General features: G+C 58.8%; 15 protein-coding genes and 1 tRNA gene. 12 read left to right on the forward strand and 4 right to left on the reverse strand.

Annotation, left to right across the window (positions count from 1 at the left end):
- Positions 1 to 95: 95 nt before the first annotated feature.
- From ACQUTG_RS15400 to hemA, 4 genes are read right to left on the reverse strand one after another with little or no spacing between them, the layout of a single operon-like run.
- Complete coding sequence (locus ACQUTG_RS15400) at positions 96 to 842, reverse strand: HesA/MoeB/ThiF family protein (RefSeq protein WP_428920252.1); 747 nt, start codon at positions 840 to 842, stop codon at positions 96 to 98.
- Positions 843 to 860: 18 nt separating this feature from the next.
- Positions 861 to 1,724, reverse strand: coding sequence for a peptide chain release factor N(5)-glutamine methyltransferase (prmC, locus tag ACQUTG_RS15405; RefSeq protein WP_428920253.1), 864 nt, complete (start codon positions 1,722 to 1,724; stop codon positions 861 to 863).
- A complete protein-coding gene (gene prfA / locus ACQUTG_RS15410; RefSeq protein ID WP_428920254.1) occupies positions 1,714 to 2,802 on the reverse strand; it encodes a peptide chain release factor 1 in 1,089 nt (362 codons plus the stop codon). The genes prmC and prfA overlap by 11 nt, the downstream gene beginning before the upstream one ends.
- Complete coding sequence (gene hemA, locus ACQUTG_RS15415; RefSeq protein WP_428920255.1) at positions 2,799 to 4,088, reverse strand: glutamyl-tRNA reductase; 1,290 nt, start codon at positions 4,086 to 4,088, stop codon at positions 2,799 to 2,801. Before hemA ends, prfA begins: the two co-directional genes overlap by 4 nt.
- Positions 4,089 to 4,309: 221 nt before the next feature.
- Here hemA and ACQUTG_RS15420 point away from each other — a divergent pair, with 221 nt between their 5' ends.
- The 12 genes from ACQUTG_RS15420 (at position 4,310) to ACQUTG_RS15475 (ending at position 14,007) form a co-directional block, all read left to right on the forward strand.
- Complete coding sequence (locus tag ACQUTG_RS15420; RefSeq protein WP_428920256.1) at positions 4,310 to 6,061, forward strand: tetratricopeptide repeat protein; 1,752 nt, start codon at positions 4,310 to 4,312, stop codon at positions 6,059 to 6,061.
- A complete protein-coding gene (gene lolB / locus ACQUTG_RS15425) occupies positions 6,061 to 6,702 on the forward strand; it encodes a lipoprotein insertase outer membrane protein LolB (RefSeq protein WP_428920257.1) in 642 nt (213 codons plus the stop codon). The genes ACQUTG_RS15420 and lolB overlap by 1 nt, the downstream gene beginning before the upstream one ends.
- Positions 6,699 to 7,562 carry a 4-(cytidine 5'-diphospho)-2-C-methyl-D-erythritol kinase gene (gene ispE / locus ACQUTG_RS15430; RefSeq protein ID WP_428920258.1) on the forward strand — a complete coding sequence of 288 codons (864 nt, stop codon included), beginning with the start codon at positions 6,699 to 6,701 and terminating at the stop codon, positions 7,560 to 7,562. Before lolB ends, ispE begins: the two co-directional genes overlap by 4 nt.
- A 19-nt stretch (positions 7,563 to 7,581) precedes the next feature.
- A tRNA-Gln gene (locus tag ACQUTG_RS15435) sits at positions 7,582 to 7,656 on the forward strand.
- Between the two features lie 52 nt (positions 7,657 to 7,708).
- Positions 7,709 to 8,659, forward strand: coding sequence for a ribose-phosphate diphosphokinase (locus tag ACQUTG_RS15440; RefSeq protein ID WP_428920259.1), 951 nt, complete (start codon positions 7,709 to 7,711; stop codon positions 8,657 to 8,659).
- 167 nt (positions 8,660 to 8,826) lie between these two features.
- Positions 8,827 to 9,471, forward strand: coding sequence for a 50S ribosomal protein L25/general stress protein Ctc (locus ACQUTG_RS15445; RefSeq protein WP_428920260.1), 645 nt, complete (start codon positions 8,827 to 8,829; stop codon positions 9,469 to 9,471).
- A 21-nt stretch (positions 9,472 to 9,492) separates the two neighbouring features.
- Positions 9,493 to 10,083 carry an aminoacyl-tRNA hydrolase gene (pth, locus tag ACQUTG_RS15450; RefSeq protein WP_428920261.1) on the forward strand — a complete coding sequence of 197 codons (591 nt, stop codon included), beginning with the start codon at positions 9,493 to 9,495 and terminating at the stop codon, positions 10,081 to 10,083.
- An 84-nt stretch (positions 10,084 to 10,167) separates the two neighbouring features.
- Positions 10,168 to 11,259 (forward strand): redox-regulated ATPase YchF, encoded by a 1,092-nt coding sequence (gene ychF, locus ACQUTG_RS15455; RefSeq protein ID WP_428920262.1) that lies wholly within the window; start codon positions 10,168 to 10,170, stop codon positions 11,257 to 11,259.
- Between the two features lie 332 nt (positions 11,260 to 11,591).
- Complete coding sequence (locus tag ACQUTG_RS15460; RefSeq protein WP_428920263.1) at positions 11,592 to 11,957, forward strand: hypothetical protein; 366 nt, start codon at positions 11,592 to 11,594, stop codon at positions 11,955 to 11,957.
- 143 nt (positions 11,958 to 12,100) lie between these two features.
- Complete coding sequence (locus ACQUTG_RS15465; RefSeq protein WP_428920264.1) at positions 12,101 to 13,060, forward strand: hypothetical protein; 960 nt, start codon at positions 12,101 to 12,103, stop codon at positions 13,058 to 13,060.
- 10 nt (positions 13,061 to 13,070) lie between these two features.
- Positions 13,071 to 13,601 carry a GTP-binding protein gene (locus ACQUTG_RS15470; protein WP_428920265.1) on the forward strand — a complete coding sequence of 177 codons (531 nt, stop codon included), beginning with the start codon at positions 13,071 to 13,073 and terminating at the stop codon, positions 13,599 to 13,601.
- Positions 13,602 to 13,617: 16 nt separating this feature from the next.
- Entirely contained in the window at positions 13,618 to 14,007 is a 390-nt protein-coding gene (locus ACQUTG_RS15475) for a roadblock/LC7 domain-containing protein (RefSeq protein WP_428920266.1), read from the forward strand.
- Positions 14,008 to 14,030 lie beyond the last annotated feature (23 nt).

Here is a 14,030-nt window from a genome sequence, read left to right on the forward strand (position 1 = left end):
CGGAGCCATGGATGGCGGAGCTCAAGCGCCACAGGGATGTGCCGCCAGGAGCGTGTTTTGGACAGGCCTGTTCCGACCCTGCCAACCCACCGAAGCTAGACAGAACAGACCGGACAATCAGGATCCCGCGCCAGCTTCATCTCGCGCCACTGCATCTCCCAGGCATCAAGCAACAGCAACCGGCCGACCAGCGGCTTGCCCACCCCCGTGATCACCTTGATCGCCTCCATGGCCTGGGCCGAACCAATCATCCCAACCAGTGGCGCAATCACCCCGGCCTGGGAACAGGTCAGATCCTCATTACCCTGCTCCGGATACAGACAGTGATAACAGGGGCTACCTTCAACACGGCTATCATAGACCGACAACTGCCCCTCACCACGGATGGCCGCACCGGACACCAGCGGTACTTTTGCTGAAACGCAGGCCCGGTTCAGGGCAAAGCGGGTGTGGAAATTGTCACTGCAATCCACCACCAGACTCGCTTCTTCCACCCACCGGGCCAGCTCTTCACCATCAAGCCGGGCCTTCAGGGCGGTCACCGACACCAGCGGATTGATCCGGCGAACCCGATCCGCCAGGCTCTCCGCCTTGGAATCCCCCAGCTGGCTCTGGTCAAAGCCGATCTGTCGTTGGAGATTGGCCAGCTCGATATCGTCGTCGTCCACCAGCGTCAGGTGGCCAACCCCCGCAGCTCCGAGGTAAAGAGCCACCGGACAACCAAGACCGCCGGCGCCAATCACCAGCACCCGCGCGGATTTGAGCTTCTCCTGCCCGGCGATATCAAACCGGGGCATCAGGATCTGTCGACTGTAGCGCAGCAGCTCCTCGTCACTGAGCATACCCGCCTCCCATTTCTGTCATGATTTGTTATCCGGATTGCCCGGCCATTGGCCGAGCGTCATACGGTCACGCTGGCCGTAATCCTGCCGGCTTTCCACCGACCCGAAACCGCGAGCCCGGAATAACGCCTGCACGGCTCCAGCCTGATCATAACCGTGCTCCACCAGCAGCCAGCCATTGAGGGCCAGCCAGTCCGGAGCCTGTGCCACAATTTCCCGGATATCATTCAGGCCATCTGCACCAGACACCAGGGCCGAACCCGGCTCAAAACGCACATCGCCTTCCGCGAGGTGATGATCACCTTCCTTTATATAGGGGGGATTGGACACAATCAGATCAAAGCTTCCAGGCGGCAGATCGTCAAACCAGTAGCTCTGCATCACCGTGACAGCCAACCCCAGCGTCCGGGCATTTTCGCGGGCCAACACGACGGCTTCAGCCACGGTATCACAGGCGCTGACCTGCCAGTCCCGGTGCTCCGAGGCCAGTGCCAGGGCAATGGCACCGGTGCCAGTACCCAGGTCGAGCACCCGTGCATTGGCAGGCAATGGCAGCGAAAGTGCGATCTCCACCAGGCACTCGGTATCCGGCCGGGGGATCAGTGTGGAAGGACTGACGTTCAGCGGCAGGGACCAGAACTCCTGATGCCCCAGCAGATAGGCAATCGGCTTGCCGGCGACCCGCTCGGTCACCAGGGCTTCGAAAGCCTCCACCTGTGCCGGCTCAACCACCCGCTCCGGCCAGGCCCGAAAGCTGGTCCGGCTCAGACCGGTGACATGGCTGAGCAAGAGCTCCGCATCGAGGCGCGGAGTATCGCTGGTGATCCGGTTTGAAGCCTCACGAATCAGGGTTTCACAGGTCAGTGAGGGATTACTGGTCATCGGCAAGTGCGGCCAGCAACTCGGCCTGGTGTTCCTGCTGGAGCGGCACGATCACTGCGTCAAGGTCACCGGCAATCACCTCGTCCAGCTTATAGAGAGTGAGGTTGATACGGTGGTCGGTCACCCGCCCCTGGGGGAAGTTATAGGTGCGGATACGTTCGGAACGGTCGCCGCTACCCACCAGGCTTTTTCGCGTCTCTGCCCGGGCTTTCTGCTGGCGTTCGATTTCTGCGTTCTGCAGGCGGGAAGCGAGCAGGCTCATGGCCTTGGCACGGTTCTTGTGCTGGGAGCGCTCTTCCTGACACTCCACCACGATCCCCGTGGGCAAATGCGTGATCCGGATCGCCGAATCCGTCTTGTTGACGTGCTGGCCGCCGGCACCAGAGGCACGGAAGGTATCCACCCGCAGGTCCCCCTTGTTGATCTCGACGGCCTCGGCCTCGTCGGCCTCCGGCATCACCGCCACGGTACAGGCGGAGGTGTGGATACGCCCCTGGGATTCGGTTTCCGGCACCCGCTGGACCCGATGGGCACCGGATTCGAACTTGAGTGCACCGTAGACGCCATCGCCGCTAACTCGGGCAATCACCTCCTTGAAACCGCCATGTTCCCCCTCACTCTCACTAAGCACCTCCACCTGCCAGCGGCGGCGCTCAGCGTAGCGAGAGTACATGCGAAACAGGTCCCCGGCAAAGATCGCCGCCTCATCACCACCGGTACCGGCTCGAATCTCGAGGAAGGCATTCTTCCGGTCGTTCGGATCCTTGGGCAGCATCAGGTGCTGGAGCTCCTCGTCCAGCTCCTCGCTTTTCCGGCGGGCGCTCTTCAGTTCCTCTTCCGCCATCTCGCGCATGTCGGCATCACCATCGTTCGCCAGCTCCTCGGCGGCTTCGATGTCTTCCAGGGATTGCTGCCAGGCCTGGAAGCAATGAACTACCGGTTCAATCTCGGCGAACTCCCGGGACAGGTCCCGGAACTTGTCCTGATTGCCAATAACGGAAGAATCGCTCAACAACGCGCTGACCTCCTCGAAGCGGTCAACCAGCTGTTCGAGGCGGGACTGAATGGATGGTTTCATAATTTTTCCGGTGTGGTGGCGGCGTCCGCTTCCAGGGCATCGAGCTGGTGCAGCTCTCGCAGCCACTCGGTCACCTCCGTACGGCCCTCGGTGGTGGCCTTGCGAACCTGTACGGAAGGTTCATGCAAAAGTTTGTTGGTGAGGCCCCGGGCCAGGCTGCGAAGAACCGTTTCCGGATCACTGCCGTTGCGCAATGCCCGCAGGGCTTTTTCCGTTTCCGCATCCCGTAGCGTCTCGGCACGTTGGCGGAACTGCTTGAGGGTGGAAACGGCATCGAGTGCCCTGAGCTGGTTCAGGAACGCCTGAACCCCGTCAGTAACCAGATTCTCGGCCTCCCGGGCAGCCCCCTCTCGGGAGCGGATATTCTCCTCGATCACGTGACGCAGGTCATCCACCGTATAAAGATAGACATCGGCGAGAGAAGCCACCTCGGGTTCGATATCACGGGGCACTGCGATATCGACCATGAAATACGGACGGTGCTTGCGTTTCTTCAGCGCCCGCTCCACGGCACCCTTCCCCAGGATGGGTAACGGGCTGGCCGTTGAGGAAATGATGATATCCACATCGGCGAGATAGCCCGGTATCTCGGACAGGACAATCCCCTTGCCACCATGGGCTTCCGCCAGTGACTGGGCACGCTCCAGGGTCCGGTTGGCGACCACGAAGTCCTTTACGCCCGCCTCCGAGAGGTGCTGGGCCACCAGCTCGATGGTCTTGCCGGCACCGATCAGCAACGCACGGTTGCGGGACAGGTCAGAAAAGATGTGATGAGCCATACTGACTGCGGCATAGGCCACAGAGACCGGATTCTCACCAATCGCGGTCTGGGTCCGCACACGCTTGGCAACCGAGAAGGTCTGTTCGAACATGCGTGAGAGGAACGAGCCACTGGCGCCATGCTTGCGGGCCAGTGCATAGGCGTCTTTCAGCTGACCAAAGATCTGGGGCTCGCCCAGCACCATGGAATCCAGGCCGGCGGCAACTCGCATGACATGCCGAACGGCATCCGCATCCCGATGGACATAGACGGCCTCCTCCAGCTCCGCCGCATCCAGGTTGTGGAACCCGGCCAGCCAGCGCAGCACCATAGGCGCGCAGTCATCATCGCCGGCAAGATACAATTCGGTTCGGTTGCAGGTTGAGAGGATCGCCGCCTCGCTGGCCCCGGAGGCAACACGGAGTTCGGCGAACGCCTCTTCCATGCGCTCAGGGGTGAACGCTATCCGCTCCCGGAGGTCCACGGGTGCAGTGCGATGATTGATTCCCAGCGTTACCAATGCCATTTCGAGCGAAAAGACCCCATGTCTATAAAGGATATATTGCCGACATTTTAACTGTGACTGCCCTGACCTGCCACCCGAAAGCCGCCGATCTTCGGCAAGTGCGGACAGGTTGGGCAAGATCAGATGCTTATGCCATTATAGGGGCTCGGTAAAGGCCGGGACCCGATCTGCCTCAAGTTCGGATCGTTCTGATGTGTCGTTGACAAGTAACGGGAAGTTGCATGCACAAATCCGCACCGTTTATGGCCACCTGTCTGATGGGCGCCACCCTCACTGCTCTTTCTGGCTGTGCCAGCCTGTCCGGATCAGAGGAGCAGGTCGCCCCGCAAGAGTCCGAGACGGCCCGAACCGAACCGGCAGATCAGCAGATCGAATACGATGATTTCCAGCCCGAGGTGCTTTACCTGCTGCTGAGCGGCGAAATTGCAGCCCAGCGTGGCAGGTACGACGTTACTCTGGTCAATTACCTGAAAGCAGCGAAGCAATCCCGGGATGAAGGCGTCATCGAGCGGGCCATGCGCATCGCCCAATCCCTCAACGGCGACAACGCGCAGACCCAGCTGGCCGAACTCTGGCTCGACGTGAACCCGGACAGCACACAGGCACACCGGGTTTCCGCAATCCAGGCAGTGAAACGCAACGATCTGAAAACCGCCCTTGACCATATGGAAACCATCATGGATCAGGGGGGCGACGCAGACTTCGACAGCCTGGCGGTCATCGCCGGCAACATGCCGCCGGAACAGCAACAGGAACTACTCACCCTTTACCGGCAGCTCGCCGAGCGCCATCCGGACACCCCCGAACTGGAGTACAGCATCGCCTTGCTGATGAAGGTGTCTGGCCAGCCCAGGGATGCCCTGGCCCGCCTGGAGCCGTTGCTGGAGAAACACGAGAATTTCCAACCGGCAATCGTGCTCAAGGGCGACCTGCTTTATGAGACTGGCGAGAAACGCCAGGCCCTGGATTACATGATGGTGAACACCCGCCATTTTCCCGACAACCGACAAATGGGCACGCTTTACGGGCGAATGCTCATCAACGAAGGTGAACTGCAAGCGGCCCAGGATGAATTCAACAGGCTGGTCAAACGCTATCCCGAGATTCCCGGCCTGCGGTTATCCCACGCTCTGGTCGCCCTGGAAAACGATCAGCTCGACCTGGCACGCAGGGAACTGACCCGCCTGGTCGAACAGGGTCACCACACCAACGAGGCCAATTACTACCTGGGCCGGATCGAGGACGAGGCCGGCAACATCGAACAGGCCATCGGTTACTACCAGAGTGTGAAGCAGGGCAACTACTACTTCCCTGCCCTGGCGCGCTCCAGCGCCCTGCTGGCCCGGGAGGGCCGCCTGAAGGAGGCCCTCGACCATATCCGCAGCATGCGGGAGGCACACTCCAAACAGGCCGAGAATTTCTGGCTGCTGGAAGTCAACCTGCTGCTGGATGAAAACCGCCAACAACAAGCGCTCGCGTCTGCTACCGAGGCTTTGGAGCAATTCCCGGATAATGTCCAGGTACGGTATGCCCGGGCCATGCTCTACGACACACTGGACCAGCCGGACAAAGCCGAAACCGATCTGCGCCGGATCATTGAAGCCGAGCCGGAAAACGCGGTTGCGCTGAATGCACTGGGTTACATCCTGACAACCCGCACAGATCGCCTGGACGAGGCCCGCACCTACATCGAGCGCGCCCTGCGCCTGGACCCGGAAAACCCCGCCATCCTGGACAGCATGGGCTGGGTGCTCTTCCGGGAAGGACAGCTCCAGCCCGCCCTGGATTACCTGAAAAAGGCGTGGCAAGCCTACCCGGATCCGGAAGTGGCAGCCCACTATGGCGAGGCGCTCTGGATGGCCGGAGAGGAAGAGCAGGCCCGAATCGTCTGGCAGGAAGGGCTCGAGCAGGATCCGGAACACGAGATCCTGCGTGAAACCATCCAGCGACTGACCGGTAACGGAGGCCGATAATGGCCGCGGGAGCGAGACTCTTCCCGACTCTGGTCCTGGCGGCCCTGCTGCAAGCCTGCACAACCATTCAACTGGAACCGCTGCCGGAGGGGATGACCGACCAGCCACCGCCCGGCTGGGCCGACCGGACGCGCCAGCTGAGCCGGTTCAACCAGTGGGAACTCTCCGGCAAGCTGGCGGTTCGCCAACCCACGGACAGCGGCACGGCCCTGATCAACCACTGGATCCAGGATGGCGAAGCCTACGATCTGGCGCTGTCCTCCTCCTTCCTGGGCATGGGCAGCACTTCACTGAAAGGGGTTCCCGGCTTTATTGAGCTCACCCTGCCCAACGGTGACACCTACCGCTCCAATGAACCCGAGGAACTGGTAGAGGCAGCCACCGGCTGGCAGCTGCCGCTCGAGAACCTGGTGTGGTGGATCCGCGGCCTGCCTGCACCGGGCGGTGATTTCCGACTTCTGTTCGACGAACAGAACCAGCTGGCGATTATCCGCCAGGCCGGCTGGGAAATTCGTTACGATCGCTGGCAGGACTTCCTGGCCGACTATCCCGAACTGCCCGCCCGGATTACCGCCCTGAAAGGCGAGAAGCGTGTGCGCATGGTGATTGGCCAATGGCGCGATCTCGAGAAAGAGCAATGAACACTTCAATTACCCTGCCCTCGCCTGCCAAGCTCAACCTGTTCCTGCATATTGTCGGTCGCCGGCCTGACGGCTACCACGAGCTCCAGACCCTCTTTCAGTTCCTGGACTATGGCGATGACATCACCTTCACCCTGACGCCCGACCAGCCCGGCGTCCGGCTGGCGGAACCGGTGCCCGGCGTACCGGACGATGACAACCTCATCATCCGCGCTGCCCGGGCCCTCGAAGCACGTGCCACGACCGCCCTACCCGGCGCCACCATCAGCCTGACCAAGCGCCTGCCCATGGGAGGCGGCCTGGGCGGCGGAAGCTCCAACGCTGCCACTACCCTGTTGGGCCTCAATTATCTGTGGCAGATGGACCTCAGCCTGGATGAACTGGCCGAGATTGGTCTCAGTCTTGGAGCAGACGTCCCGGTGTTCGTCCGGGGCCATTCCGCCTTTGGCGAAGGCGTGGGTGAAAAACTCACGCCGGTGAACCCACCGGAGGACTGGTTCGTCGTGCTCAAGCCGGCCTGCGACATCAACACCGGAAAGATTTTTTCCGAAGAAGGGTTGACAAGGGACACCCCAAAAATCAAAATAGCGCCCGCTTTTGAGGGAGACGCCTCGAGGTACCGAAACGACTGTGAGGATGTAGTTCGTAAACTGTATCCGGAGGTTAACCAGAGCCTGGAATGGCTTTCACAATTCGGACCTGCAAGATTAACCGGAACCGGGGCTTGCATTTTTGGACGTTTCCCGACAGAATCCGCAGCCCGGATTATCTGGGAAAGCAAACCCTCCGGCATCACGGGGTTCGTAGCTAAAGGGGTGAACACATCACCTCTTCACCAAAAGCTGACAGAGCTGGAATGATGCCAAAAAAGCACGATACTGGGGTGTCGCCAAGTGGTAAGGCAACGGGTTTTGATCCCGTCATGCGCAGGTTCGAATCCTGCCACCCCAGCCACCTTTCTCCCGCTTCTTCTGAATCAAACGCCGATACTGAGAAGGATGCTGTCGTGTCCAAACTGATGATTTTCGCTGGCAATGCCAACCCGGCCCTTGCCCAGGATATTGCCAAGAAACTTCACATTCCCATGGGTCAGGCCACCGTCGGCCGCTTCAGCGACGGGGAAACCACCGTCGAGATCAATGAGAATGTCCGGGGCCATGATGTTTTCATCATCCAGCCCACCTGCTACCCCACCAACGATAACCTGATGGAACTGATCGTGATGGCAGACGCCCTGCGTCGCGCCTCCGCCACACGCATCACTGCGGTTATTCCCTATTACGGCTATGCCCGCCAGGATCGCCGCGTTCGCTCCAGCCGGGTTGCCATCAGCGCCAAGGTTGTTGCCGACATGATCTCCAGCATCGGCGTGGATCGTGTACTGACCGTGGACCTGCACGCAGACCAGATTCAGGGCTTCTTCGACATCCCGGTGGACAACATCTACGCCACCCCGGTGATGCTCGAGGATATCGAGAAGCAACGTTTCGAGAATTTTGTCGTGGTGTCCCCGGACGTCGGCGGCGTGGTTCGCGCCCGTGCCGTGGCCAAGCGCCTGGACGACGCCGACCTCGCAATCATCGACAAGCGACGGCCGAAAGCCAACGTCTCCCAGGTCATGCACATCATCGGTGACGTTAAAGACAAGACCTGCATCCTGGTGGACGACATCATCGATACTGCGGGCACCCTTTGCAAGGCAGCCAACGCACTGAAGGAACACGGCGCGGCGAAGGTCATTGCCTACATCACCCACCCTGTTCTCTCCGGCCCGGCAATCGACAACATCAACGCCTCCACGCTGGACGAACTGGTGGTCTGTGACACCATTCCGGTGGATGACAAAGCTCGGAATTGTGATAGAATCCGCGTCCTCCCCATGGCAGGGCTGCTCGCCGAGTCTATTCGTCGCGTGAGCAACGAAGAGTCCATCAGCGCCATGTTCGAGAACGTCTGAGTCGGCCGGGCGCCGTAACCTCAGACCAAAAAAGCAGTTTTCGGGTCGGGAGTCCCTTTGGGCTCCCGACTCTTTTCGTCAGTCGGGGAAAACCCCGGCTTCATCAGAAACCTCATCTGTACCGAGCCTGGTCGCGGGCCGCTCAGATGACGAGTGAGGTAAAAACCATGTCTCAGGAATTTGTAATCGAAGCATTTCCTCGTGACGACCAGGGGAAAGGTGCGAGCCGCCGCCTGCGTCGCGAGGAGCGTAAAATCCCGGCCATCATCTATGGTGGCGGTAAAGACGCCACTCCGGTTGCCATCTGGCACAACGAGCTGAAGAAGGCCCTGGAAAACGAAGCGTTCTTCTCCCACGTTCTGACCGTTGAACTGAACGGCAAGAAAGAGAGCGTGATCCTGAAGGATCTGCAGCGCCACCCGTACAAGCCTATCCTGACCCACGCCGACTTCCTGCGTGTCGACAAGGACCACGAGATCCATGTCAACGTACCGCTGCACTTCGTTAACGAAGAGACTGCCCCGGCTATCAAGCTGCAGGGCGGTGTTGCCAACCACCAGATCAACGAAGTGGAAGTGATCTGTCTGCCGCAGAATCTGCCTGAGTTCATCGAAGTCGACATGGCTGCCGTGGACATGGATCAGGTTGTTCACCTGAGCGACCTCAAACTGCCGGAAGGCGTCAAGATCGCCGCTCTGCTCCAGGGCGAGGATCACGACCTGCCGGTTGTGGCTATCCACAAGCCGCGCGGTGCCAAGGTTGACGAAGCCGCAGAAGGTGAAGAAGGCGAAGAAGAAGGCGGCGAGGAGTAATCACTCCGGGGGCAACGGCAAATGGCACAGGATATTGTCATGGTGGTCGGACTGGGTAATCCCGGCCCTGACTACGAGAATACCCGCCACAACGCCGGCGCCCTGTTCGTCCAAGCGCTGGCCCGCGTTGCGGGCCAGACGCTCCGCCCTGAAAAGAAGTACCACGGGCTCTACGCCCGCATTCAGTGGCAGGGACTCGACCTCCATCTGCTGAATCCCTCCACGTTCATGAACCGTAGCGGCCTTGCCATCAAGGCACTGGCGGACTTTTTCAAGATCCCCCCCGAGAAGATCCTGGTCGCCCACGATGAGCTCGACCTTCCCCCGGGTACCGCCAAACTCAAGAAAGGTGGCGGACACGGTGGTCACAACGGGCTGCGCGACACCATCGCCCACCTGGGCACCAACAGTTTCCAGCGCCTTCGTCTCGGCATCGGCCACCCCGGCGACAGCCGCCAGGTGACCGGCTATGTGCTCGGCCGGCTGGGCAAGCAGGAAACCGAACAGCTCAATGCCGTGTTTGACGAGATCATGCGCGTACTCCCGGACGCCGCTGACGGCAAACTGGCAGCAGCCATGAACCGGCTGCACAGCTTCAAACCCGGGCCCTGATCAAGGCACAACCCCTTACTCGCACCCATACCGATACACCGGTATAATCCGCCACAAATTTTTCAGTACCAGCAGAGGCATTCCATGGGATTTAACTGCGGCATCGTCGGCCTTCCCAACGTCGGCAAATCCACCCTGTTCAACGCATTGACCAAATCCGGTATCGGCGCCGAAAACTTCCCGTTCTGCACCATCGAGCCGAATGCCGGCGTGGTCCCCATGCCGGACCCGCGCCTGAACAAGCTGGCCGAGATTGTGAAGCCCGAACGCGTCGTACCCACTGCCATGGAATTCGTCGACATTGCCGGTCTGGTCGAAGGCGCCTCCAAGGGTGAGGGCCTGGGCAACCAGTTCCTGGCCAATATCCGCCAGACCGATGCCATCGCCCATGTCGTCCGCTGTTTTGAAGACGGCAATGTCATTCACGTGGCCAACAAGGTAGACCCAGCCTCCGACATCGAAGTGATCAATACCGAACTGGCTCTGGCCGATCTGGAAACCGTGGAGAAAGCCATCAAGCGGGTGCAGCGCGTCGCAAAGAGTGGCGACAAGGAAGCCAAAGCCCAGCTGGAGATGTTCGAGAAGCTGCTGCCGGTGCTGAACGAGGGCAAACCGGTTCGCAGCATGAACCTGGACAAGGACCAGATGGCCCTGATCCGGGAGCTGTGCCTACTCACGGTAAAGCCCACCATGTACATTGCCAACGTGAATGAAGACGGCTTCGAGAACAACCCGCATCTGGATACCGTGCGCAATATCGCCGAATCTGAAAACGCCGTCGTGGTCCCCATCTGCAACAAGCTGGAAGCCGAGATTTCCGAACTGGAAGATGACGAGAAAGCGATGTTCCTGGAGGAGATGGGCATGGAGGAGCCGGGCCTGGACCGTGTCATCCGCGCGGGCTACAACCTCCTGGGCCTGCAGACCTACTTCACTGCCGGCGTGAAGGAAGTGCGCGCCTGGACCGTCAAGATCGGCGCCACCGCTCCGCAGGCCGCCGCCGTGATCCACACCGACTTCGAGCGCGGCTTTATCCGTGCCGAGGTGGTGAGCTATGACGACTTCGTCCAGTACAACGGCGAACAGGGCGCGAAGGATGCCGGAAAGTGGCGCCTGGAAGGCAAGGACTACATCGTTCAGGATGGCGATGTTATCCACTTTCGTTTCAACGTGTAACTTCTTGCGACAGTCGGGCCCTGTCATCCAGCGATAGGGCCCGACGTCCTCTCCCCTTCTTTTTTGCCCCAGCCCCTGACGCCACCCGTCCGCCAGGTCTTCGAAACCTTCCTTAAATCAAAAAATTACCCAAGCCCCTCCTGTCTGCGTTGTCGAACCAGCGACCTCCTTAGCCCCTTAAACTCGCGATCTACGTCTCAATTCCAACAAAACCTATAGTTACAGCTTGCCAACACTTTCTTACGACCAGAACATTGATGTAGATCAAGTTCGACCCTAATCTCTAATTCAATAACGACATAGCGTTATTACCTAAAAACAGGGAGAAAAAAATGGCTGATATTTCAGGACTTAGAGAGATCGAAGGTTTCGTTGGGGGATGCCTGGTGGACAGTGATTCCGGCCTCGTGCTCGGCACGGAAGGCGGCAATAATTTTGATCTCGACACCGCAGCGGCCGGCAACACGGAAGTCGTCAGAGCCAAGCGGAAAACCATGGCCGCGCTTGGTATCCAGGGAAACATTGAGGATATCCTCATCACCCTCGACGACCAATACCACCTGATACGGCTGCTCAAGAGCAATGACGCGGTGTTCCTCTACGTCGTGCTCGATAAAGCGAGCGGCAATCTTGGCATGGCTCGCATGCTCACAAAGAACGTGGAGAAAACGCTCGACCTCTCCTCCCTCGGCGCCTGAGTCTCCAAAAAATCACGAACGGCCCGCAAGGCGACTTCAGCGACAACGCCCAGGATCGGCATGATTCCTGGGCGTAGCAAAGAGAGTCGGAGCATTTTTGTTGCGACTACTCTCGCGTGACAACGTACTTCTGGAGGAACACCTTGAAGACACTCTCCAGCAAAGGATTGACAGAAAAAGACCTGTTGGTTCTGAAGTCCCTGGTGGATCTGATGATGTCCAGGACGAACGATACGTGGGAATACGCTGAGAGCGAAAACTGCGACGCGGTCATCATCGATACCGATAACCTGCAGAACTCCACAGCCGTCATTGACGAGATCGAGTCTCGTCATGCGGTGGCGATTGAATATTCCACGGGGGCGAACGCCGGAAACGCGCGCTTTCGGATAAAAAAGCCATTACGCGCGGCGGACCTGATTGCAGTTTTCAATTCCGTTGAGGCAGGCCTTACTCCGACGAACGCGACGACGCCAGCCCAAGTCCAAAACACCCAAAGTCCAACCAAAACGGCAACAAAGGGGGATTCAGGCCTACCCGACCTGTTAGGCAACAGCGATTTACGGTTCCTGACAGTAGAGACACCGCAGGGCCAATGCCTCATCGACCTGGTCAATAATCGCTATGAGCTCACCGGTGACCTCTCCCTCGAGGAACTGCTTCAGGATTCCGAGAAGAAAATTTCCTTGAACGAACCGCCGGGGCATCAGGACGACCTGGATACCAACTGGCGGACCGCGCCCTCGATCAAATGGAAACTGGGCATTTTCCTCTCGGAAGGAGCGCTGATCAAAAATCTGCATAGCAAAAGCCGATTTAAATTGCTGCGGTGGCCCCCCTCTGACATACCGCGCGCGCTACCCAGCGCCATGGCACTCAGCGCACTGTTCAGCCGCAAGTCAGGCGCGACCATCGAGGAAGCGTCGTCAGAGACCAATGTTTCGCCGGAAGAGACCGTTGGATTCATCAATGCTGCCTATCTGTCAGGGGTTCTGTCCGTCCGGGCCTTCAACCTGGGGGAGCATCACCTTCCGGCCCAGACCGCACATTCCAGGGGCCTGTTCGACAAGATACGTGACCGCCTAAAAAGAAAGCCGAAATGAGGTTTAACCTGTGTCTGAAGTCAAACTGATAATTACCGGTCCCCCGGGGGCAGGTAAAACAACTGCGATTGCGGCTATCAGCGAAACGCCGCCTGTTCGCACGGACACGCGAACGACTGATGACCTTTCCTCCGTCAAGGAGGAGACGACTGTGGCTATGGATTTCGGAGAAATCACACTCGGTGACGGTCAAAAAGTCTTCCTTTACGGAACCCCTGGGCAGAAACGATTCGAGTTCATGTGGAAAATTCTGGTTGAAGGCGGTCTTGGCTTGATCATCCTGGTGGACTGCTCCCGACCGGAACCTCTCGATGACCTGAAAATGTATCTGGAGAACTTTTCAGACTTCATTGAAAAGACAGGCGTCGTGGTGGGTATCACCAGGACGGATGGAGGGAACGTGCCAGAACTGGACGCCTTTTATGATTGTCTTGAGTCCACTGGCCGCACCTTTCCGATGTTTGAGGTCGATATCAGAGAACGGGAAGACGTTGCACTCCTGATCGACGCTCTGGTTTCAACACTCGAGTTTTCTCACTAGAAAAAGATTCAACACCATGACTCAGTACAAGTTTTCAGAAAAAAGTGAAGCATTCTGTCAGGAAGTATTCGCCCAGATGTTGAGCAGCTCCGATGCCATTTACGGGATTTTGATTTCCACTGTAGACGGCCATGACGTAGCGAAGAACTTCCGGAAAGACATGCCCGCCTCCAAACTCTCAGCCATGATGAGCTCTATCCTGGCCCTCGGAGAAACCATTGCTGTTGAGGCACAACAGCAGCAGTGTCGTTATGTCATCGTCGAAAATAGCGACGGCTACATACTTACTCTGAAGTTGAAGGACAGACTCGTCCTGAGTGTCATCGCAACAACCCGGGTCAACCTTGGAATGTTGCACAGCGTCAGCAGAAATGCAGCCGAGAAACTGGCTGCGCATATACGGTAACCACCATTAAAGACGAGAAGGTA

Source organism: Marinobacter sp. DUT-1 (assembly GCF_050379415.1).
Lineage (GTDB): Bacteria > Pseudomonadota > Gammaproteobacteria > Pseudomonadales > Oleiphilaceae > Marinobacter.